19 protein-coding genes and 3 pseudogenes are annotated in these 20,485 nt (G+C 50.8%); 14 read left to right on the top strand and 8 right to left on the bottom strand.

The genetic code is table 11. The features are described 5' to 3' along the window. Window positions 1-177: 177 nt before the first annotated feature. The 3 genes from ICA20_RS12985 to ICA20_RS12975 all read left to right on the top strand — a co-directional run bounded on the left by ICA20_RS12985 (window position 178) and on the right by ICA20_RS12975 (window position 4,133). Complete coding sequence (locus tag ICA20_RS12985; protein WP_038640576.1) at window positions 178-1,338, top strand: IS30-like element ISCfr4 family transposase; 1,161 nt, start codon at window positions 178-180, stop codon at window positions 1,336-1,338. Window positions 1,339-1,435: 97 nt separating this feature from the next. After that, a complete protein-coding gene (locus ICA20_RS12980; protein WP_038640578.1) occupies window positions 1,436-1,618 on the top strand; it encodes a hypothetical protein in 183 nt (60 codons plus the stop codon). A 205-nt stretch (window positions 1,619-1,823) separates the two neighbouring features. After that, window positions 1,824-4,133 (top strand): N-acetylmuramidase family protein, encoded by a 2,310-nt coding sequence (locus ICA20_RS12975; protein ID WP_038640580.1) that lies wholly within the window; start codon window positions 1,824-1,826, stop codon window positions 4,131-4,133. 445 nt (window positions 4,134-4,578) lie between these two features. Here the strand turns inward: ICA20_RS12975 and ICA20_RS12970 are convergent. Continuing rightward, a pseudogene (locus ICA20_RS12970) lies at window positions 4,579-5,175 on the bottom strand (ISNCY family transposase); the annotation flags it as partial. A 228-nt stretch (window positions 5,176-5,403) separates the two neighbouring features. On the opposite strand from ICA20_RS12970, the pseudogene ICA20_RS12965 reads away from it, so the two are divergent. Continuing rightward, window positions 5,404-5,499 (top strand): annotated as a pseudogene (locus ICA20_RS12965) (AraC family transcriptional regulator); the annotation flags it as partial. Here the strand turns inward: ICA20_RS12965 and ICA20_RS12960 are convergent. Further along, window positions 5,500-5,982, bottom strand: a complete 483-nt coding sequence (locus ICA20_RS12960; RefSeq protein WP_080700407.1) for a GNAT family N-acetyltransferase — start codon at window positions 5,980-5,982, stop codon at window positions 5,500-5,502. Next, window positions 5,973-6,257 (bottom strand): DUF1778 domain-containing protein, encoded by a 285-nt coding sequence (locus ICA20_RS12955; protein ID WP_038640582.1) that lies wholly within the window; start codon window positions 6,255-6,257, stop codon window positions 5,973-5,975. The genes ICA20_RS12960 and ICA20_RS12955 overlap by 10 nt, the downstream gene beginning before the upstream one ends. 254 nt (window positions 6,258-6,511) lie before the next feature. Between ICA20_RS12955 and ICA20_RS12950 the strand changes: the two genes are divergently transcribed. Next, window positions 6,512-6,799 carry a VF530 family protein gene (locus tag ICA20_RS12950; protein WP_038640585.1) on the top strand — a complete coding sequence of 96 codons (288 nt, stop codon included), beginning with the start codon at window positions 6,512-6,514 and terminating at the stop codon, window positions 6,797-6,799. 12 nt (window positions 6,800-6,811) lie between these two features. Further along, entirely contained in the window at window positions 6,812-8,179 is a 1,368-nt protein-coding gene (locus tag ICA20_RS12945; RefSeq protein WP_038640587.1) for a glycoside hydrolase family 10 protein, read from the top strand. A gap of 37 nt (window positions 8,180-8,216) precedes the next feature. On the opposite strand, the gene ICA20_RS12940 is transcribed toward ICA20_RS12945, so the two are convergent. The 3 genes from ICA20_RS12940 to ICA20_RS12930 all read right to left on the bottom strand — a co-directional run bounded on the left by ICA20_RS12940 (window position 8,217) and on the right by ICA20_RS12930 (window position 10,469). After that, window positions 8,217-9,488: a type II toxin-antitoxin system HipA family toxin gene (locus ICA20_RS12940; protein ID WP_038640589.1), complete on the bottom strand. Its 1,272-nt coding sequence runs from the start codon at window positions 9,486-9,488 to the stop codon at window positions 8,217-8,219. Beyond that, complete coding sequence (locus ICA20_RS12935; protein ID WP_038640591.1) at window positions 9,481-9,795, bottom strand: helix-turn-helix transcriptional regulator; 315 nt, start codon at window positions 9,793-9,795, stop codon at window positions 9,481-9,483. Before ICA20_RS12935 ends, ICA20_RS12940 begins: the two co-directional genes overlap by 8 nt. Window positions 9,796-9,956: 161 nt before the next feature. After that, entirely contained in the window at window positions 9,957-10,469 is a 513-nt protein-coding gene (locus ICA20_RS12930) for a helix-turn-helix domain-containing protein (protein ID WP_051594517.1), read from the bottom strand. A 90-nt stretch (window positions 10,470-10,559) separates the two neighbouring features. Between ICA20_RS12930 and ICA20_RS12925 the strand changes: the two are divergent. After that, window positions 10,560-10,685, top strand: a pseudogene (locus ICA20_RS12925) (hypothetical protein); the annotation flags it as partial. 45 nt (window positions 10,686-10,730) lie between these two features. Here ICA20_RS12925 and ICA20_RS12920 read toward each other — a convergent pair. Beyond that, a complete protein-coding gene (locus ICA20_RS12920) occupies window positions 10,731-12,674 on the bottom strand; it encodes a methyl-accepting chemotaxis protein (protein WP_038640594.1) in 1,944 nt (647 codons plus the stop codon). A gap of 155 nt (window positions 12,675-12,829) precedes the next feature. Beyond that, complete coding sequence (hdeB, locus tag ICA20_RS12915) at window positions 12,830-13,159, bottom strand: acid-activated periplasmic chaperone HdeB (RefSeq protein ID WP_038640596.1); 330 nt, start codon at window positions 13,157-13,159, stop codon at window positions 12,830-12,832. Between the two features lie 399 nt (window positions 13,160-13,558). Here hdeB and ICA20_RS12910 point away from each other — a divergent pair, with 399 nt between their 5' ends. From ICA20_RS12910 to ICA20_RS12880, 7 genes are read left to right on the top strand one after another with little or no spacing between them, the layout of a single operon-like run. Continuing rightward, window positions 13,559-14,425 (top strand): MurR/RpiR family transcriptional regulator, encoded by an 867-nt coding sequence (locus tag ICA20_RS12910; protein WP_038640598.1) that lies wholly within the window; start codon window positions 13,559-13,561, stop codon window positions 14,423-14,425. 14 nt (window positions 14,426-14,439) lie between these two features. After that, window positions 14,440-15,027 (top strand): D-alanyl-D-alanine dipeptidase, encoded by a 588-nt coding sequence (gene ddpX, locus ICA20_RS12905; RefSeq protein WP_038640600.1) that lies wholly within the window; start codon window positions 14,440-14,442, stop codon window positions 15,025-15,027. Between the two features lie 15 nt (window positions 15,028-15,042). Next, window positions 15,043-16,605 carry an ABC transporter substrate-binding protein gene (locus ICA20_RS12900; protein ID WP_038640602.1) on the top strand — a complete coding sequence of 521 codons (1,563 nt, stop codon included), beginning with the start codon at window positions 15,043-15,045 and terminating at the stop codon, window positions 16,603-16,605. A 44-nt stretch (window positions 16,606-16,649) separates the two neighbouring features. Then, the gene (locus ICA20_RS12895) at window positions 16,650-17,672 is read left to right on the top strand and encodes an ABC transporter permease (protein ID WP_038640603.1); all 1,023 of its coding nucleotides are present in this window, start codon (window positions 16,650-16,652) and stop codon (window positions 17,670-17,672) included. Beyond that, entirely contained in the window at window positions 17,669-18,565 is an 897-nt protein-coding gene (ddpC, locus tag ICA20_RS12890) for a D,D-dipeptide ABC transporter permease (protein WP_038640605.1), read from the top strand. Before ICA20_RS12895 ends, ddpC begins: the two co-directional genes overlap by 4 nt. Beyond that, entirely contained in the window at window positions 18,562-19,548 is a 987-nt protein-coding gene (locus ICA20_RS12885; RefSeq protein WP_038640607.1) for an ABC transporter ATP-binding protein, read from the top strand. The genes ddpC and ICA20_RS12885 overlap by 4 nt, the downstream gene beginning before the upstream one ends. Further along, the gene (locus ICA20_RS12880) at window positions 19,541-20,482 is read left to right on the top strand and encodes an ABC transporter ATP-binding protein (protein ID WP_038640609.1); all 942 of its coding nucleotides are present in this window, start codon (window positions 19,541-19,543) and stop codon (window positions 20,480-20,482) included. Before ICA20_RS12885 ends, ICA20_RS12880 begins: the two co-directional genes overlap by 8 nt. Window positions 20,483-20,485 lie beyond the last annotated feature (3 nt).

Genomic DNA, 20,485 nt, shown 5'->3' with positions numbered 1-20,485 from the left:
TTCGGAAAGTAAGCGATGTCTCATGGAGCAGTGTATAACGATTACCTACTTGTCAAAGCTCACCAGAATTGTCTAATCACTGGCTCGTTAGAAATGTCCAAATGTTGAAAAGTCTGCTTAGTGCTGTGAGTTCAATGGGTCGATGCAACGCTATCCTTAATCAAGGGGGACGTTGTCATGAAACGAAGAACTCGGATCAACTACACGCCAGAGCAGAAGGCAATTATCTGGGACAGATATAAGCAAGGTGATTCTCTACATGATATCGCCAGAATGTTCGATAGATATCATTCTTCCATTATGCCCACTATCCACCAGACAGGCGGCTACCGTCCTCCCGTGCGAAAACGGCACCGATTAGCGCTTTCGCTTGATGAAAGAGAGGAGATAACCAGAGGGCTGGTAGCAAAAATCAGCATCAGGGACATCGCCGCCAAATTATCAAGAGCGCCCTCAACGATTAGCCGCGAGGTCAGGAGGCACGGTGGTGCAAAACAATACCGAGCAGCAAAAGCCGATGCTACTGCGTGGGAAAATGCGCTGAGACCAAAACCTTGCAAGCTAATTGGAAGCCCCGCATTGTGTAAAATCATTGCAGAGAAGATGCATCAGGACTGGTCGCCGGAACAGATCGCCGGTTGGCTGAAACGCTGTTATCCGGATAATCAGGAAATGCATGTGTCACACGAAACGATTTATAAAACGCTTTTTATACAAACCCGGGGAGCATTAAAAAAAGAGCTGCAGCAATGCCTCAGAAGCGGAAGAGCAGTGCGTAGATCCAGAACGTCATCGCTTAAAGGGAAAGGATTAGGGTCAATCCCGAACACGATACCTATCAGCGAAAGGCCACCAGAGGCGGCTGACAGAGCCATTCCAGGTCACTGGGAAGGTGACTTGATTCAGGGCTCGAAAAACTCCTATATCATCACCCTCGTAGAACGTCATTCCCGTTTTGTTATGCTGGCGAAGATCAGAGATAACAAGACAATAACGGTTATATCTGCACTCATCAGACAAGCCCGGGAATTACCTGCTGAGCTTTATAAAACATTAACTTGGGATCGTGGCGCTGAAATGACCAGCCACACACGATTTACTATAGCGACAGACATTCAGATTTATTTTTGTGATCCTCAATCTCCCTGGCAACGTGGCTCAAATGAAAATACGAACAGATTGCTCAGACAATATCTTCCAAAAGGAACTGACTTATCGGTTCACAGCCAGCAAAGACTTAACAGTGTTGCCAGACAGCTCAACGAAAGGCCGAGAAAAACGCTAGACTATGAATCACCCGCAGAACGGTTCAATAAGTGTGTTGCGTCCATCAGTTGAACTCACAGCCAGAAGTGGACGTTGCTACTTCGTAAATGTCTTGAACCATATGGCTTTATTGGTAAACACAAATAGGGATTGTCATAGCTGCCCTTGAATGGCTCAGGCGACTGAACGCGTGACGACTGCATATGCAGGTAGGATACCGCAGCAGTTAATTAGTATCATTCGTTCTTTTGATTCTTTATGGGGTAAATATACCCGTGAAAAGCAGGACATAAAAATGCTTAACGAGATGAATGATACCCCCTGGGACTGGCCGGAAGATATCAACTGGTGAGACGGACGTTCTCCAGCCCGAGAGTAATGCTTTCAGTTAGCTCTTTTATCAACATTTCTGGTGGCCACCGCCAGCGGGAACGGATGTTAACCTGGTTGCTTTGCATCAGGTGATTGCAGTAATAAAATTTGCATAAATTTTACTCCCCTTCGTCTTAACTCCCTGCGATGATTATGGTTTTGGAGATTTAACTTAAGGAATGAGGATGAACATACGTTATCCGGTACGGAAAGCCGACGGACGGGACTATAAGAACTATGACGAGCTGCTGACCGACATCCGCAAAAACGCCCACGGTTGGTGGTTACTTGGCGTAAATCGTTACTGGCACGGGGGGATCCATGTCGGGATGTCATCATCTCCGGCCTCGGTGCTGGATCAGGAAACGCCGGAAAAATCGGTGCCGCTCCAGTTCATGATGGACGGCGAGGTGGTGGCATGGCGGGTTAACCGGGATTACGCGGCTATCGAGTGTTGCCAGAAACGCCCCCTGCGCCAGTCCGGCACCTTTGTGCTGGTCAAATCAGTGTATAAGTCCGACGAACAGGATGAATCGTCCTGGCTGACGCTGTACCAGCTTTACATGCACATCGCGCCATTGTCAGAATTTCCGAAACGCCCGCTTTATCGGGTCACGCAGAAAGGCCACGGAGTGCGAATGCGTAAGCACTCCCGCCACGATGACAGCCGCGAAATCGCGCCGGACGTGCTGGTAAACAAACACGGCCACGCCAGAACGCTCGTTCAGGGCGACACGCTTGCCTTACTACAACAGAAATCGTTTCTGCTGGAGCAACGACCGGAGCCGTTTGCTCTGGTGCAGCGTCTTCAGGACGGTAAGCCCGCAGGCAATCTGTTCTGGGTCTCGATGCGCCCGGAATATCTGCAGTCTGATGGCGAATGTTACGTGTGTCTGCCTGACTGGATGCACAGCGCACTGAATCACGGCGTGTTTGATGATGTTGTGGTGCCATCTGTGCCGCTGAAAGTGACGGTGAAAGCAGGGGATGCAGTCGGGTTCCTTGGCGCTCAGGATCTGGCCGACGAAGATAACTATCCGCAGATTATCACCACGGATTATAAAGCCCATATCGAGCTGATGAGCCTCGATGAGCATGTGCCGGATGTGGTGGCAAACGTGAAGGGCATCAAAACGGGCAAACAGTTTATTAAGCTGAAGCTGAAACGCCCGATGTACCTGCGAAACGGGGAGGGCGAGGAAAGTAGCTTTGAGCAGATGAGCGCCATTACCCGTGCTGATGCCGGAAAAATTATTCCGCGTGATGCCACGTACCCGTTTACGGATAAAACCGGGGTCACCTGGTTTCAGAGCCGTCCGCATACGTGGATGCACCAGGACGATGTGGAGCAACTCTGCCAGCACGATTTAGCAGAGCTAAACTTCCACTGTATTGAGGCTGAACACACAACCGATTTTACCCGCACGCTGGATGAACGCTGGCTGATTGACGCCCTGAAAAGCATCCGTTCACACTTTGACGGAGAAAAGGGACCGGACAGCTCACAGGCCGGAATGTTATATGACAGTGTGATCCGTAATGCTGAAAACAGAAGACCGCCCAGCCCATATCCCGATAAATCTCAGGATGCGCAGCTGTTTGGCGCACTGCATACCAACCAGATGAACATCCCGGAATATGCGCGGCGGCTGATAGTGAAACACGACAGCGACTGGCACAGTACCCAGGATGATACACGCTGGTCGTCGGTATTTAAGGTCAGAGATGAAAGTCCTGTTGTGAAGAGGGCCAACGGGGGATTTCTGGATGCGACGCGCTGGATGGATAAGGTGCCGCCGTTCGCCAGTCAGCGGTCTGTATGGCATTTTCATCCGCTTGAGTTTATGGAAATATTACGGAGTACAGAGTTTCCCAAGACTCCTGTTAATGGGGAATTAACTCCTATAGAATTTATTAATTTCTATAATGGAGACAAAATTGATGATACTGATTATGAAGAGGTTGCAAAAGAATTGGGATGCGAAATTGCAGCAATTAAGGCTGTAGCAAAAACAGAAACTGGTTCTTATGGTTCCTATTTTAAATTTGAAGATAACGATGATTATGTTCCTGCGATATTATTTGAAAGGCATCACTTTCATAAATATACAAATGGAAAATATGATCAGTTCGAAGATATATCAAACTCTGTTGCGGGTGGATATGATGCAACATCAGTACAGTATACAAAACTAGTCAAAGCGTATGCCTTAGACAAGAAAGCTGCTTTGAAATCGGCATCTTGGGGTAAGTTTCAGATTTTGGCATCGAACTTCGCCACAGCAGGCTACGCCAGCCCTGAGGATTTCGTTTTTGCATTAAGCAAGTCTGAAAAAAATCAGTTAAAAGCATTCGTTAGCTTCATTAAGGCTGATAGGGTTTTATTGCATTCCATTCGGACTAAAGATTGGCTTTCATTTGCAAAAAGATATAACGGACCAAGACAGAATGGATATGATTTGAAAATGGAGAGGAATTACAATGCGTCATTATAAATTACTTGCGTTAGCGGCAATGTTTCTGTGTGGTTCATCGTTTGCGAGTGATGTATATTTTGTGTGCGACACTGCAAAAGGAATAATCAAACTAGATGAAAACAACGGTGTAATTCGGTACACCTTATCTAAAGACCGCAAAACTGAATTTAACTATGAGTCGAAAGGTAATGATTATTCAGGATTTAAATACAATCATTACTCACGATTTCAAACTGATTACTTCAACGTGTCGTTTGTAAATACAGGGTATAAATACACAATATTTAGTAATTATGAGGATGAGATTGAAAGCCGTGGGGTTAGTGTTACGAACCTAAATAGCAAGAAGGAATCTGTTTACGATTGTAAGTCCGTTGGCATTGATCGCCTTAGTGATTTGTCGGCAAAACTGGCCTGTGATAAGGACAATGCTCTTGGTTGTGAGTAGCATCAGGTAAAATTCAGATAATGGTTTGCCATGTTGTTCAAGATACTCGCGGGTAGCCATCATGTAATCAAAGGCTGATTCAGTCTCGCCGAAGCGGAGGTGCATCAGGCGGCCAGTCGCATCATCAATGAAGACGAGCAGGCAGCATTTGGGTGCGCGACCTTCAAACCAGTCATGCGGAGAACCATCAATTTGAACAAGTTCTCCGAGGCAGTCACGCCGGTATCTGGGTTGATGAACACGGGGCCTGCGACGTGAGTATGGAACCCAGAGTCCATCTGCCGTCATCCATTTTCTGAGCGTTTCAACAGACACCGTGATGTTATGGCGTTCGCGCAGTTTTTCTGCGGCAAGCGTTGGTCCAAAGTCGCTGTAGTGATCGTGAAGTAAAAAAAGTACACGCAGCTTCAGTGACTCAGGGAGTCTGTGATTACCAGGGCGTCCACGTCGAAGGTTTGAAAGGCCAGCGGCACCTGATTCACGAAAGCGGTAAATCAGACGCTGCGTCTGACGTTCGGTCAGAGCAAGTTGGTGCGCAGCATCACGACGGTGCATACGCTTTTCGACAACTGACTGAATGACGTTGATCCGTCTGAGTTCTTTATCTGACATGGTCACAAGCATCCTGATGTCTCCATGGCCTGAGGATTGGATCCTTTATGCCAGAAAAAGTGACATCACTAAATGGGTTAAAAGTGACATCAGAATATTGCAGTTACATCACTGGTGCGCATAATGTATATTATGTTAAATGACGTAATGCGCACAAAGTCATAGAGTTAAATCCCCATCAATCTTTCGTTTGCTGGCATTTGGACATTGGTTGACACTACTACTAACTTATCGTTTTATTGCGATGTCACCACATCAGCTTATGCTGTCGGTTATGAAAGCCTGCCCCATTTCAGCCGGGAAAATTCGAGACTGTTTGGGGAGTTAAATTTTGTAGAACAACGTATTTGCTGCTATCGGAGACTGAACGAAGCCGAAATACTCATAGAATGCCCGAGCTTGGCCATCAATAGCATGTACCATGATGGCTTTGATGCCCACTTGATCGGCTAAGTTGGAAATTCGCAGTACCGCATCATTAAGCAGCCATTTTCCGAAACTATGCCCCTGAGTACAGACATCAACAGCAAGACGTCCCAGCAGAACGACCGGAACCGGGTCGGGCATATTCTGACGTAAACTACGGCCTAAATCAGCATGGCTCACGGACCCGGTTGCAATGGAATAGTAACCCACAACACGCTGAGTAGATTCAAGACAAATGACGAATGTGCGCGATGCGTTGAGGTACTGATTTTTAATCGCCCGTCGACGTAGCCAATCATTTAATACGTCATTACCGCAATCAAATGGCTGGAGATCATGCCCTTCGGTCAGCAACACCGGTGTCGTGACGTTTATTTCCATTCGGGCTTCACATTCATCAGGCGTTGACGCCCTTCAACGTTCTGAACCGGCGCTTCAAGCTGTTCAATGAAAGACTGATAACGGGCATCGTCAAGGACGAATACTCGTTGATCTAAAATGATATTCTGGGCCTCGTGCACGGCCTTCTCAATGATGAAGTCAGTACGGTTTTTATTGACCAAACTTGCAGCGTAGTCAATTACCGCACGTTCCTCATCAGTAGCCCGGATATTAATTTGCTTATCACGAGTCGGCTTACGGGCGCTGCTTTGCATGGTTATCTCCTGTTGGTAACAAATTGCTATACACTACTTTAGCTAAATTGGTAACGGATTGCTATACGAGAAAGAGTTCTTCTATCGTGATTAGCCTGAAGTGTCAGCCTTGTCCGCCCTCTTCTTTTTACAGTTTCAGCGAATGTTCCTTGGAAGATCAGTGTCGATTTGGGCCATTGCTGGTCGTTCCGCTTTCTTGTAATCTGTCTCGTTGCACGACTGACAAAATCTGGAAATACCGAACTGGACTTCATATGAATGCTCATACTTCAAAAGACCCTTTACATGGCGTAACGCTAGAAATGCAGGTCAATGTGCTGGTCGATCGTTTTGGTTGGGCCGAGCTTGCTCAACGCATTAATATCAACTGCTTTAAAAATGAACCGAGCGTTAAATCCAGTTTAAAATTTCTGCGCCGTACGCCGTGGGCGCGTGCTGAAGTTGAAGCGCTCTATCTTGATTCGCTGCATGACGTGACCCCGTTCAACAACACTGCACCTGCTATTGATCCCTGGGCTAACAGCCGCAACAAGAAAAAATAAGAGCAAAGTCTGATGCCAGCATCCGGTTTCTTTTCAGGAAAATATCAGAAAAAACTGGCGAATATCTTCGTCCGTTGCCATGCCAGATTACCGCGAACTAACCTGAAATGGTTCGCGGTACTTGTGGGTAGTATGTTGTTACTTGGCAGTTGCTCTTCACAGCCGCCCGGTCCCAAAGTCACCCCACTACCTCCGGTGAGCAAACCGCAACAGAGTAAGGAGCCGGTGCGTGGAATCTGGCTGGCGACGGTTTCCCGTCTGGACTGGCCGCCGATCTCATCAGTGAATGTCAGTTCCCCTGCCATCCGTATCAGCCTGCAGCAGAAAGCGTTGACGGATAAGCTGGATAACCTGAAACGTCTTGGCATCAACACCGTTTTTTTCCAGGTCAAACCCGATGGTACCGCATTGTGGCAATCTAAAATCTTGCCGTGGTCAGATACGCTAACCGGCACGATTGGTCAGGATCCGGGTTACGATCCGCTACAGTTTATGCTCGATGAAGCGCATAAACGCGGCATGAAAGTTCATGCCTGGTTTAACCCTTACCGCGTTTCCGTTAATCTCAAACCATCAACGATCACCGAATTAAACAGCACGCTGTCGCAGATGCCCTCCAGCGTTTATGTCCTGCACCGGGACTGGATCCGCACCTCGGGTGAGCGTTTTGTGTTAGATCCCGGTATTCCCGAAGTGCGCGACTGGATCACCAGCATCGTGGCGGAAGTGGTGGAAAATTATCCGGTCGACGGCGTGCAGTTTGATGACTACTTCTATACCGAGTCTCCCGGTTCAGCGCTTAACGACAGCCAGACCTTCAGAAAATATGGTCAGGGATTTGATTCCAAAGCTGACTGGCGGCGCGATAACACGCAACGATTGATCGCCCAGGTTTCGCGGACCATTAAGAAACTTAAGCCTGAGGTGGAATTTGGCGTCAGCCCCGCCGGTGTATGGCGCAATCGTTCTCACGATCCTGCGGGTTCCGACACCCGTGGCGCAGCAGCGTATGATGAATCTTATGCCGATACTCGTCGCTGGGTACAATTAGGCTTGCTGGACTACATCGCCCCACAGTTGTACTGGCCTTTTGCCCGTGATGCGGCGCGATACGATGTGCTGGCGAAGTGGTGGGCAGATGTTGTGAAATCAACCAATACCCGCCTTTATATTGGAGTGGCGCTGTATAAAGTCGGCGAACCTTCACGAAAAGAGCCGGACTGGACAGTCAAAGGCGGCGTGCCAGAGCTGAAAAAGCAGCTCGATCTGAACGAGTCCGAACCACACATCAACGGCACCATCCTGTTTCGCGAAGATTATCTCAATCAGCCGCAAACGCAGGAGGCCGTAACCTATATTCGCAGCCGTTGGGGGCGTTAATGGTTATCTTCAGGTCAGTGTAGCGACTGAACCTGCATCACCGGGACAGTAACCGGCGGACATTATCATTAATTTGTTTCTGGATCGTATCCAGCGTGGTTTGCGTTATCTGATCGGGGTATTTGTCACTGGCGATAGCGCTCAGCCCTATCGCAGAGTGGCAGATCTTTTCGATTATGGCGTTCACCTGGTCAGCAGAGAGCTCAGCTTCCTGAACGCCAAGCAACTGAAGGTGCTTTCTTTCGATATCCAGCGCCTCCCCCAGCACGTCCATTTGGTGGTACCCGCCGGGTCCTTCACACCAGGTAACGTCGTAAGCCGGAGCCAGAGTCCAGTTTCCATCGGCTGACATTAAATAAGCAAAGTTCTTCGGATGATCGTCACGATTGTTGAATGCCACGTTGAAAACCACGCGTTCGAACGCTTTCGCCTTTTCTCTGACATCATTGGTACAGATCTGCGTGGCGCGCAGAAAATCCCGGTAATCTAAAGCGCCGGGTAACTGGTAATTTGCGCCGGTAAGTGCCGCCAGACTCTGCATTGGAATACGTATTGACTGGTCACGGTCGAAACGGCGGGTGGCAAAGGCCGCCTGCCCACCAGGCAGATCAAAATATGCCGTATCGGGCGTGCTAATCCCACATTGACGCAAGCATTCAGCATAAACCGCTTCGATGGCGCATACTTCAGCATGCTCATGCCTGGCGGGAAATTTAATCAACCAGCTTTCGCTCCCGGGTAGCGGCGCAGTGGTAAATTTCGACGTGACACTGTCACGATAAAGTAGCGCTTTTGGCCTTGCCCCTTGTGGCGAACCGCCCATCTGAAGCAATTTTTGCAAGAATTCCCCGCCGTCTCCACTCAGGACTTCCTGCACCTCAGCTGCCAGTTGTTCGAGAGGCACATCCTCTTTTGAAATCTTCTCGACATCTGACTGAACGGGCTGGAATGTCATGGCGCCCATCGCGTTGTTGCCGACCCAGGTTAAGCGCTCCAAAGGACCTATGCGCGCTGCGTTTAGTCCGCGGCGTTTAAATAATCGGTCCATCAACAGCATACCCCAGCCATCAGGTAACGAATCATAGACTGGTCCAGGTAATCCCAATTGATGAGCCGGGAAATCCCTGCGTAAACGGGGACCGTTCAGCGGTAACATCAACCGGGACAGTTCCAGTCCCTTACGTATAGCGTCTTCACTGTATTCAAAGGCGATCAACGGGCGTCCGGTCAGGGCTGTGGAAGACACCAGTTTCCCCCACAGCCATTTTTCACCCCAACCTTCATAAAAGACATCAACTTGTTCAGGCATCAGAATTTTTCCTTTTCACCCGCTGGCGTGCCGCGCTCCTCTCATAACGCAAAATATCATCCAGACTGTCAATCCTGGGTTTGAATAAACCCTCCAGGGCATCGCCATAACCTAACACCATTGCGACTTTGACCAGATTCTCAAATCCTACGTTCTTACCTGTTTCCAGATTCGAAACGGTATTCACACCGACACCTGAACGCGCGGCAACCTCAGCCTGCGTCATTTGCCGCGCGAGTCGTTCTTTACGCAATCTGTCGCAGAGTAGTTTGACGATATCAGCAGCCGTATTGAGTGTTAAATCCATAATATTGGCCCTTATTTGGATAAATGCCAGTTTACACACAATATTATAGAGTTAAAGTGAGATTGATACAAAACAGATAACATATGTTTTGATGGATTTAACGTCATAAATCGGTCATAAGACCCATCATACTATATTTACATCATGGACGGATGCGGTGGTTAATCTGCCGAAATGCAGATTAAATGCCCGCGATGCAACTGGATCGCCCCCTGTCGTTTTAACCTGGCAAGCGTATCCATAATGGTGCTGCGAGAAAGCCCGGTTCGCTCCCTGATATACTGTACCGCCGGGATTCTTTTTCTGACGTCATCCGGCTCTTGCTGTAAAAGTTCAAGATGCCCCCAAACCATATCAGTTGCGGTTCGACTGGTGAGCAGGCGATCGCGCTGGCTCATTACCTGAATAATATACGCTTCAACGATTGCCACAGATTCCCAGAGTCGATCGCGATTAACGATAGTCATGAAATCCGTTTTCTTCACTACGTGAGTAGTGCATGGGCTGACTGCTTCGATATCATAAAAGTTATGCCCAGTGGGAAGAAAGAACTCGGCCATTCCCAGCATCATTGGCGCCTGCTGACTGGCCAGGATGAGCCCATCAGTGCGCCGGCGAATGACTATTCTACCTTCGGTCAACAACCAGATCCCATTTTCACCCTGAGAGTCCATAATAAAAGAACCGCTACGATATAGCGATTGGGCTTCAGAAAGTGGCAGTAATGCATTGAAAAAGTTGATAATAATCAGGCTGAACAGCAGCTCCCAGACGGTGTTGCCGCTCAGGTTGCGGTCTATTCAGCTCAGCATTTTGAAGCATTATCATTGCTACGGAAAATACTCCTGCGCATGACCAGTTGGATGCACTACCTGTACCTTGATCATTAATCGACTGTCCGGGTGCAATGGTTGCGCCCGGACCTCACTCGACGCTCAGGCGGTAGCAGGTTCTGGTAATCTAAATGAAGAGACCAGCAACGCCAGTTGTTCCGCCTCTTCTTTCAGGGCCTGGGTACGTGCTGTGGCATCATCAATTAACGAGGCATTCTGCTGAACGGTGCTGTCCATTTCGGTAACGGCCAGCGTGACTTCGGAAACGCCTTTACGCTGTTCTTCGCCTGCAACGCGTATTTCCCCCATCAACTGACGCACCTGCCGCACGTTATTGACCAGTTCTCCCAGCCGTTCGCCTGCATTGTGAATTTGCTGACTTCCGCTACCAACATGAGATACGGATTCATCAATTAATGCTTTAATTTCCTGCGCGGCGGTGGCGCTACGCTGGGCCAGCGTACGTACTTCAGAGGCGACAACGGCGAATCCTCTACCCGCATCGCCCGCTCTGGCGGCTTCAACGGCGGCGTTCAGGGCCAGAATATTGGTCTGGAACGCAATGCTGTCAATCACCGCGACAATTTCCACCATTCTGCCGGATGACGCGCTGACGTTATCCATTGTTGAGATCACGCCCTGCATAACATCGCCACAGCGGTTAGCCGTTTGCGCGGTGCTATCGGATAGCTCATCCGCCAGTTGCGTATTACTGGCATTTTGATGAACGGTCGCATTTAACTGTTCCATCGCCGCCGAACTCTCTTCCAGCGCAGCGGCCTGCTGCGTGACGCGAGATGAAAGTTCCATATTGCTGTCTGCCAGGCTGACGGCATTATTCGCCACCACCACGCTACTGCTTCTGACGGTGATCAGAATGGCTGAGATTTTATCGACGAACAGATTAAACGCCTCGGCGATAGCCGAAATCTCATCTTTGCCGCGCACATCCAGACGACGGGTAAGATCGCCTTCGCCCTGCGCGATATCATCGAGCGCCTGGCGGGTATCATCGAGACGCGAAATCAGTCGGCGAACCACCAGCCAGGATCCCACCAGCAATAGCGTCATAATTGGGATCAACACTTCCAGCACGTCCTGCATCATCACTTTGGCGAGACCGACGATGCGTGATTCAGGCGTCACCAGCCCCACGACCCAGCCGGTATCCGCCATCGGGAATAGCATTACCCGGGTCGGCGTATTCAACACATTGTCGTTAGCAAGCGTAATCGTCTTCACCCCATCTGCCGGACGTAAAGATTTAAGACCGTTTTCCACCGGGATAAGCCATTGCGCGCTTTGCGCCAGTTCGTTAATGGTTTTGTGTTTTGTCAGGTCTGCCTGCGGGAAGTAGAGAATTTGTCCCTGTTTATCCACCACGAACGCGTAACCACCGGTGCTGTTTCCCTGCTGTTGCATAAAGGTGGCAACGTTATCGAGACGAATATCGGTAGTGGCGACGCCGGCAAACTTACCGGCCAGTTGATAAGGAACGCTGCAGGTTACCATGTTGACCCCGGAACTGGCATCCTGGTAAACATCAGACCATAAGCAGCTGTTTTGTGAATGTCCCTTGGCATGCTGATACCAGCTTTCATTGTGGTATCCGCTTGATCCTTCGACGTTATAGTCGTTGGAGTACATCAGCTTTCCTTCAGCGTTACGCGCCCAGAAAAAGCTGCGTTTTTCTACGCCTGCGGTGAAGGCGTCTGGTTCTGGCCAAATGCCGCCGCCGGTAATGATCGACTCTTTATCTTCACCTATCAAATGTGGAACAACGCTTTGATATAGCGATTCATCGTTGGGCAGCACTTCGGCCAGTCGCGACAAACCGACGGTCTCACCTTCAATTCGCGACAACACGGTACTTAACTGACGGGTTAAACCTTGCCCCGTTTCTTCGATCAGGGCGGTATTGATTTCAACGACGCGCGGCTGCCCTCGCCAGAGCATAATTGCAACAATGACAAGTGTAGTGACTGCAAGCAGCAGAATGCCACCAATGGTTAAACGCGTTGAAATACGAGTAGGATACCAGGCCATACAAACTCCTTCTGCAAAAGGCTAACTTTTACCCAGTATCGGCACCGGCGTTTTTATCTTTATAAAGTTTCCTTAAGTATTGCAAAATAAATAAGTGACAGCGTCACAAATAGCAAAACCCAGCACTTTGGCCGGGTTTTAATAACGATTTAATTTTATTTCGATAATTCTTTTTTGATTTCTTCTTTTATTTTACTTAATTCGCTCTGCGGATGTTTTTTACAAAGTTCTACGGTCAGAGGTACTGCGGTCGTGACGGTTTCGTTATAGTCGACGTAATCACCACCTTTGAAATCTTCGTCTTCATTAAGCACCCAGAAAGCCACCGGAGCCATGGTCTGCGGGTTCAGATCAATGAATTCCTGGCAGCTCATGCCTTTCGGCGTCACTTCAGTTTTCGCGCTATCAGTGGCTGCATTGACGCTAACACTGGTTAACAGCGCTGCGACCAGAATACCTGCTGTAGAAAGGGAGAATTTATTCATTGTAGTACTCCATTTATAATATAGATAATATCTACACTCGCGCTTCAAACCGTTAATGTAGTTCGCAAAAAATAATACCCCTACCGTTATAAGAATAAAGGTTGCCATTATTGATTTGGCTGAAATTGATATTTCCTATTACCGATTCTGATGTTTGAGGGGAAATGTTGCCGACAATGTGATCGTTCCGACGAAATCAGCAGATTCATACCCCGCTCTCCTGTCGCTGCACCAAAACTGAACTACGCTGCACAAATGTTGATCATTAGTTAATGAATGTGGTTTGGATTTTAACAAAAGCAGCCAGCATGTCGCTGTTAGCGACCTGGCACGCGTCCTGCATTGTTAATTCACTAACAGTGAGCCGTCATCTGACAGACAACTAACAGCGAGAAGGTAATGACAGCGAAACCTGAATTATTTACCCGCATAGAACAGACCTTCAGCCAGCTTACGCCGAGCGAAAAGCGCGTAGCCGGGTGGCTGTTAGCCCACGGTGTACAGATCCCTTTTGAAACCGCGGATGGCATCGCTAAAGCGGCAGGAACCAGCGGCATTACCGTAGGACGCTATCTGCGTAAGCTGGGCTTTCGTAATCTGGAGGATGCAAAAGCCAGCCTGCGTGAGCTGCCGGTTGTCCCCTATCAACCCTGGGGAATGAACGAGCGGCTGGATTCCTGGCACCAGCAGCAAAGCCTGCCGGATCGCGCGCAGCAGTCGCTGTTACTGGAAATCGACGCCATTACCCATGTCTATCAACTCGCGCAAAGCGAAACATTTTTACGCATTGCGCAGCAGCTGGCGCATGCGGAAGCGGTTTACATCCTTGGGATCCAGTCTACACGTGGGATTGCCAACGCCTTTTTTAGTCATCTTGAATACCTGCGGCCTAAAGTCAGCTACTCCGAAGGGCTTTCCGGCAGTTGGGTAGAGTCGCTGAATTCGGGATTTAACCAGCCATACGTGGTGATCACCGACATGCGTGCCTACTCCGCTATCTCCCGACAATATTGCCGTGTCGCGACAGAACGCCATATTCCACTGGCGCTGATCACCGATGTGTGGTGTCCGTGGGCCAGAGATTATGCCCTTGATTTACTCCAGGTAAAAACTGACACCGGACATTTCTGGGATTCTCTGGCTCCCGTGAGCTGTCTGTTCAACTTATTACTCTCTGCGGTGGTGGAGCAACTTGGTGATTCCCTCGCAGGACGCCTGCAAACCAATCGCCAGTTACAACAACAGTTTGGTCAATTCGAACAATAAACAGGAAATGTGCTATGTCAGAAACCCCAGAACTGGTCGATCTGTCGGTGATATTCCCGTCACTGCATATCGATCTCAAATACGCCACGGCCGACAACATTACCGGCGCGCCTATCTACCGGGAAGCGCGCTGCCTGTTACACCGCGAGGCGGTAACCGCGCTGGCTAAAAGCATCAGTATCGCGCAACTGGCGGGCCTGAAGCTTGTAGTGTATGACGCGTATCGCCCCCAGCAGGCGCAGGCGGTGCTGTGGAATGCGTGCCCGGATCCCCAGTACGTCGTCGATGTGGCGATTGGATCCAATCACAGCCGCGGAACGGCCATCGACGTTACGCTGATGGACGATCGTGGCAATGTTCTCGATATGGGCGCTGATTTTGATGAGATGCACGACCGTTCTCATGCCTGGCACCCTTCTGTTCCACCAGCCGCGCAGCGTAACCGGTTGTTACTCAACGCCATTATGTTCGGTGGCGGTTTTGTCGGCATTAACAGCGAGTGGTGGCATTTTGAATTACCTGATGCCGCGCGTTATCCGCTGCTTGACGACCAGATAGCCTGTTTCCCTGTTCCCCCCATAACAACACAACATCCCTTTTAATTCTGGAGCCTGGTTATGAAGACTACACCTGCGTTAAATGCGTTTTTTCGCCCCGCTCTGATCGCCATTACGCTGGCATTTGCCCTCCCTGCCGCGCAGGCCGCCGTGCCTAAAGATATGTTGGTCATCGGTAAAGCCGCCGACCCGCAGACGCTCGACCCCGCCGTGACCATCGATAACAACGACTGGACGGTCACCTATCCCTCTTATCAGCGTCTGGTTCAGTACAAAACCGAAGGCGGTAAAGGCTCAACGGAAGTTGAAGGTGATTTAGCCAGCGGCTGGAAAGCCTCTGACGATCAGAAAGAGTGGACGTTCACCCTGAAAAACGATGCCAAATTCGCCGACGGTACGCCGGTGACGGTAGATGCAGTAAAACAATCCTTTGAGCGCCTGCTCAAAATTGGCCAGGGACCCGCTGAAGCATTCCCGAAAGATCTGAAGGTTGAGGCCATTGATGACAACACGGTGAAATTTACCCTCAGCCAGCCGTTCGCACCCTTCCTGTATACGCTGGCAAATGACGGGGCCTCAATTATCAACCCGGCAATCTTAAAAGAACATGCCGCAGACGATGCCCGCGGATTCCTGGCGCAGAACACGGCAGGCTCCGGTCCTTTCATGCTGAAAAGCTGGCAAAAAGGACAACAACTGGTGCTGGTGCCAAACCCGCATTATTCCGGGGCCAAACCAACGTTTAAGCGGGTTTCGGTAAAAATCATTGGTGAAAGCGCCTCCCGTCGCCTGCAGTTGTCGCGGGGCGATATCGACATTGCCGATGCGCTTCCAGTCGACCAGTTGGCCGCTTTAAAACAGGAAGGCAAAGTTAACGTAGTGGATTATCCCTCGCTGCGCGTGACCTATCTGTATCTGAACAACAGTAAAGCGCCGCTCAATCAGGTGGATTTACGCCGCGCCATCTCATGGGCCACCGATTATAAAGGCATGGTGAATGGGATCCTCAGTGGCAATGGTAAACAGATGCGCGGTCCGATCCCTGAAGGTATGTGGGGTTTTGATGACAAGGCTATGCAGTACAGTTTTGATGAAGCCAAAGCGAAAGCCGCATGGGACAAGGTCGCGAACAAACCCGAGAGCCTGAGTTTCTTGTATTCAGATAATGACCCTAACTGGGAGCCGATTGCCCTCTCTACCCAGGCCAGTCTCAACAAACTGGGTATTAAGGTGAAGCTGGAAAAACTGGCGAATGCCACCATGCGTGACCGTGTGGGTAAAGGGGATTACGACATTGCTATCGGTAACTGGAGTCCGGATTTCGCCGACCCGTACATGTTCATGAACTACTGGTTTGAGTCAGATAAAAAAGGTCTGCCGGGTAACCGTTCATTCTATGAAAACAGTGAGGTCGATAAGCTGCTGCGTAGCGCATTAGCCACCACCGATCCGGTCGCCAGAACCAATGATTACCAGCAGGCGCAAACCATCGTGATTGATGAAGCGGCCTACGTCTATTTATTCCAGAAAAACTATCAACTGGCGATGAACAAAGACGTCAAAGGATTTGTATTTAACCCCATGCTGGAACAGGTCTTCAATATCTCCACCATGAGTAAATAAGCCACGTTGATGCGGAGCCACTCAGGCTCCGCAAGGGGAAGCTAATGACGTTCTGGAGCATTTTACGCCAGCGATGCTGGGGACTTATTCTGGTGGTTATCGGTGTTTGCGTGATCACCTTTATTATTTCGCACCTGATCCCAGGCGACCCCGCGCGGTTGCTGGCGGGCGATCGCGCCAGCGATGAAATTGTTGAAAATATTCGCCAACAGCTGGGGCTGAACCAACCGCTGTATGTGCAGTTCTTTCGCTATGTGAGCGATATCTTTCAGGGCGACTTAGGCACCTCTATTCGCACCGGACGCCCGGTACTGGATGAACTACGTATCTTCTTTCCCGCCACCCTGGAGCTGGCTTTCTGCTCTTTGTTGCTGGCGCTGGTGATCGGTATTCCGTTAGGTATTTTATCTGCAGTCTGGCGCAACCGTTGGCTTGATCACCTCGTTCGCCTGATGGCGATTACCGGCATCTCCACGCCTGCATTCTGGCTGGGGCTGGGGGTTATCGTGCTGTTTTACGGTCATCTGCAAATTTTGCCCGGCGGTGGACGGTTAGACGACTGGCTGGATCCACCGGCTCATGTCACCGGCTTCTACCTGATTGATGCCCTGCTGGAGGGCAATGGCGAAGTCTTTTTCAATGCGCTCCAGCACCTGATCCTGCCGTCACTGACGCTGGCTTTTGTGCACTTAGGGATCGTTGCCCGCCAGATTCGCTCCGCCATGCTGGAGCAACTGAGTGAAGATTACATTCGTACCGCGCGCGCCAGCGGGCTACCGGGCTGGTACATCGTGCTGTGTTACGCGTTGCCGAATGCGCTTATTCCATCAATAACCGTGCTCGGCCTGGCATTGGGCGATCTGCTCTACGGTGCGGTACTGACCGAAACGGTCTTCGCCTGGCCGGGAATGGGCGCCTGGGTGGTAACGTCGATTCAGGCGCTCGACTTCCCGGCGGTAATGGGATTTGCCGTAGTGGTCTCTTTCGCTTATGTGCTGGTCAACCTGGCGGTTGATTTACTCTACCTGTGGATTGACCCACGTATTGGACGCGGAGGTGCTGAATGATGCTCACTCAAGAAACGCCGACCGCCCCACAGACTGCTCGTCGTCGTACGGACTGGGCGAAATTGTTGTGGATGATGAAAAGCAGCCCGCTGACGCTGATAGGCGGGGTCATCATTGTACTGATACTGTTGCTGATGGTGCTGTCACCGTGGATTACGCCTTACGATCCTAATGCCATCAATTTAAGTGCGCGCCTGCTGCCACCGTCTGCGTCCCATTGGTTTGGTACCGATGAAGTGGGCCGCGATCTGTTCAGCCGTGTTCTGGTCGGAAGCCAGCAGTCGGTCGTCGCTGGTCTGGTGGTGGTGGGAATTGCTGGCGGATTGGGTTCGCTGCTGGGGTGTCTGTCTGGCGTCATGGGGGGACGCGCCGATGCAATTATCATGCGAATAATGGACATCATGCTGTCCATCCCTTCGCTGGTACTGACAATGGCGCTGGCCGCTGCGCTGGGACCCAGCCTGTTTAACGCCATGCTGGCGATTGCCATCGTACGTATTCCTTTTTATGTGCGCCTCGCCCGCGGTCAAACGTTAGTGGTGCGTCAGTTTACCTATGTCCAGGCTGCGCGGACCTACGGCGCTTCTCGCTGGCACCTGATTAGCTGGCACATTTTACGTAACTCTCTACCGCCGCTGATTGTGCAGGCGTCGCTGGATATCGGCAGCGCGATCCTGATGGCCGCCACGCTCGGGTTTATTGGTCTGGGCGCACAGCAGCCCAGCGCGGAATGGGGAGCGATGGTGGCGATAGGCCGCAACTACGTGCTCGATCAGTGGTGGTATTGCGCTTTTCCCGGCGCCGCAATTCTGATTACCGCCGTGGGCTTTAATCTTTTTGGCGATGGTATTCGCGACCTGCTGGATCCGAAAGCCGGAGGAAAACAGTCATGACACAACCCGTACTGGAAATCGAGGATTTGCATCTGAGTTTCCCCGGCTATAAAGCTGACGTGCATGCGCTGAACCATGTTTCGCTGCATATCAACCGTGGAGAAATTGTCGGCGTGGTCGGTGAATCCGGTTCCGGCAAGTCCGTGACGGCGATGCTTACCATGCGGCTGCTGCCGGAGGGCAGCTATCATATTCACCAGGGACGCGTTTCGCTACTGGGTGAAGATGTGCTCAATGCCAGCGAAAAGCAAATGCGCCAATGGCGCGGCGCACGCGTTGCGATGATCTTTCAGGAGCCCATGACCGCGCTTAATCCCACGCGACGTATCGGCCAGCAGATGGTGGAAGTTATCCGCCATCACCAGGCGCTAAGCCGCACGGATGCTCGCCAGAAAGCCATCGCTTTACTGGAAGAGATGCAAATTCCGGACGCGGCGGAAGTGATGAAACGTTTCCCGTTTGAGCTTTCCGGCGGTATGCGCCAGCGGGTGATGATTGCGCTGGCCTTTTCCTGCGAGCCGGAACTGATCATTGCCGATGAACCGACCACCGCGCTCGACGTCACGGTACAGCTGCAGGTGCTGCGTTTATTGAAGCTAAAAGCGCGCGCCAGCGGGACAGCCGTACTATTTATCAGCCATGATATGGCGGTGGTTTCACAATTGTGCGACCGGTTATACGTCATGTATGCCGGAAGCGTGATTGAGAGCGGTCCAACGCCAACCGTTATTCAGCATCCCACGCATCCCTATTCCATCGGCTTGCTGAAATGTGCGCCGGAACACGGTGAACCGCGCGCATTGCTGCCTGCCATTCCCGGCACCGTACCGAATTTAACCCGCTTACCGAGCGGATGCGCATTTCGCGAACGCTGTTTTGCCGCCGGTCCTCGCTGTGACGAGACGCCTGCATTAAGCAGTCAGGGAGGCGCGGATCAACAATCGGCCTGCTGGTATCCGCAACTGGAGACAACACATGTCTGAATTTTTACTGGCCTTGCAGGATGTTCATGTCAGCTTTCCCGCGCGTAAAAACTGGCTCGGCAAGGTTACCGAACGGGTGCATGCGCTCAACGGTCTGGATTTACAGATTCGTCAGGGAGAAACGCTGGGGATTGTCGGTGAATCCGGCTGCGGAAAAAGTACGCTGGCGCAACTGCTGATGGGGATGCTGCAACCCAGTCAGGGAAACTACTCTCGCCGCGATGGCAAGCAGCACAATGGTATGCAGATGGTCTTTCAGGACCCGCTTTCATCGCTTGATCCGCGCTTACCAGTGTGGCGAATTATCACCGAACCGGTGTGGATCCAGAAGCGAAGCTCCGAGCGTGAACGCCGCATTCTTGCCGAAGATTTGGCGCAACAGGTAGGGATCCGCCCTGAATATCTCGACCGTCTGCCGCATGCGTTCTCCGGCGGGCAGCGTCAGCGTATTGCCATTGCCCGGGCGTTGTCGTCAGAGCCGGACGTGATTGTACTGGATGAACCCACTTCGGCGCTGGATATCTCCGTGCAGGCGCAAATTCTTAACCTGCTGGTGTCATTGCAGGCACGCAGAAATCTGACCTATGTGCTGATATCGCATAACGTGTCGGTGGTTCGCCATATGAGCGATCGCGTGGCGGTGATGTACCTTGGGCAAATTGTTGAACTGGGAGAAACGCAGCAGGTTCTTACTCATCCTGCCCATCCCTACACGCGATTATTACTCGACTCCGTCCCTAAAACGGGAGCACCGCTGGCGGAGGATTTAGTATTACGGAAAACCGAACTACCGGGGAACCGAACGCTGCCTGAGGGCTGTTTTTTTCGTGACAGATGTCCGTTGGCGATCCGTGGCTGTGAGAATAAACAGATCTTGCTGTCCAGCGAATCAGGATGTGAGGTTCGCTGCTGGCGGGCGGTTAACGTGAGCTGAACG

This window comes from Citrobacter sp. C5_2 (genome assembly GCF_014596845.2).
Lineage (GTDB): Bacteria > Pseudomonadota > Gammaproteobacteria > Enterobacterales > Enterobacteriaceae > Citrobacter > Citrobacter werkmanii.
This window is presented reverse-complemented; position numbering and strand designations above follow the sequence as displayed.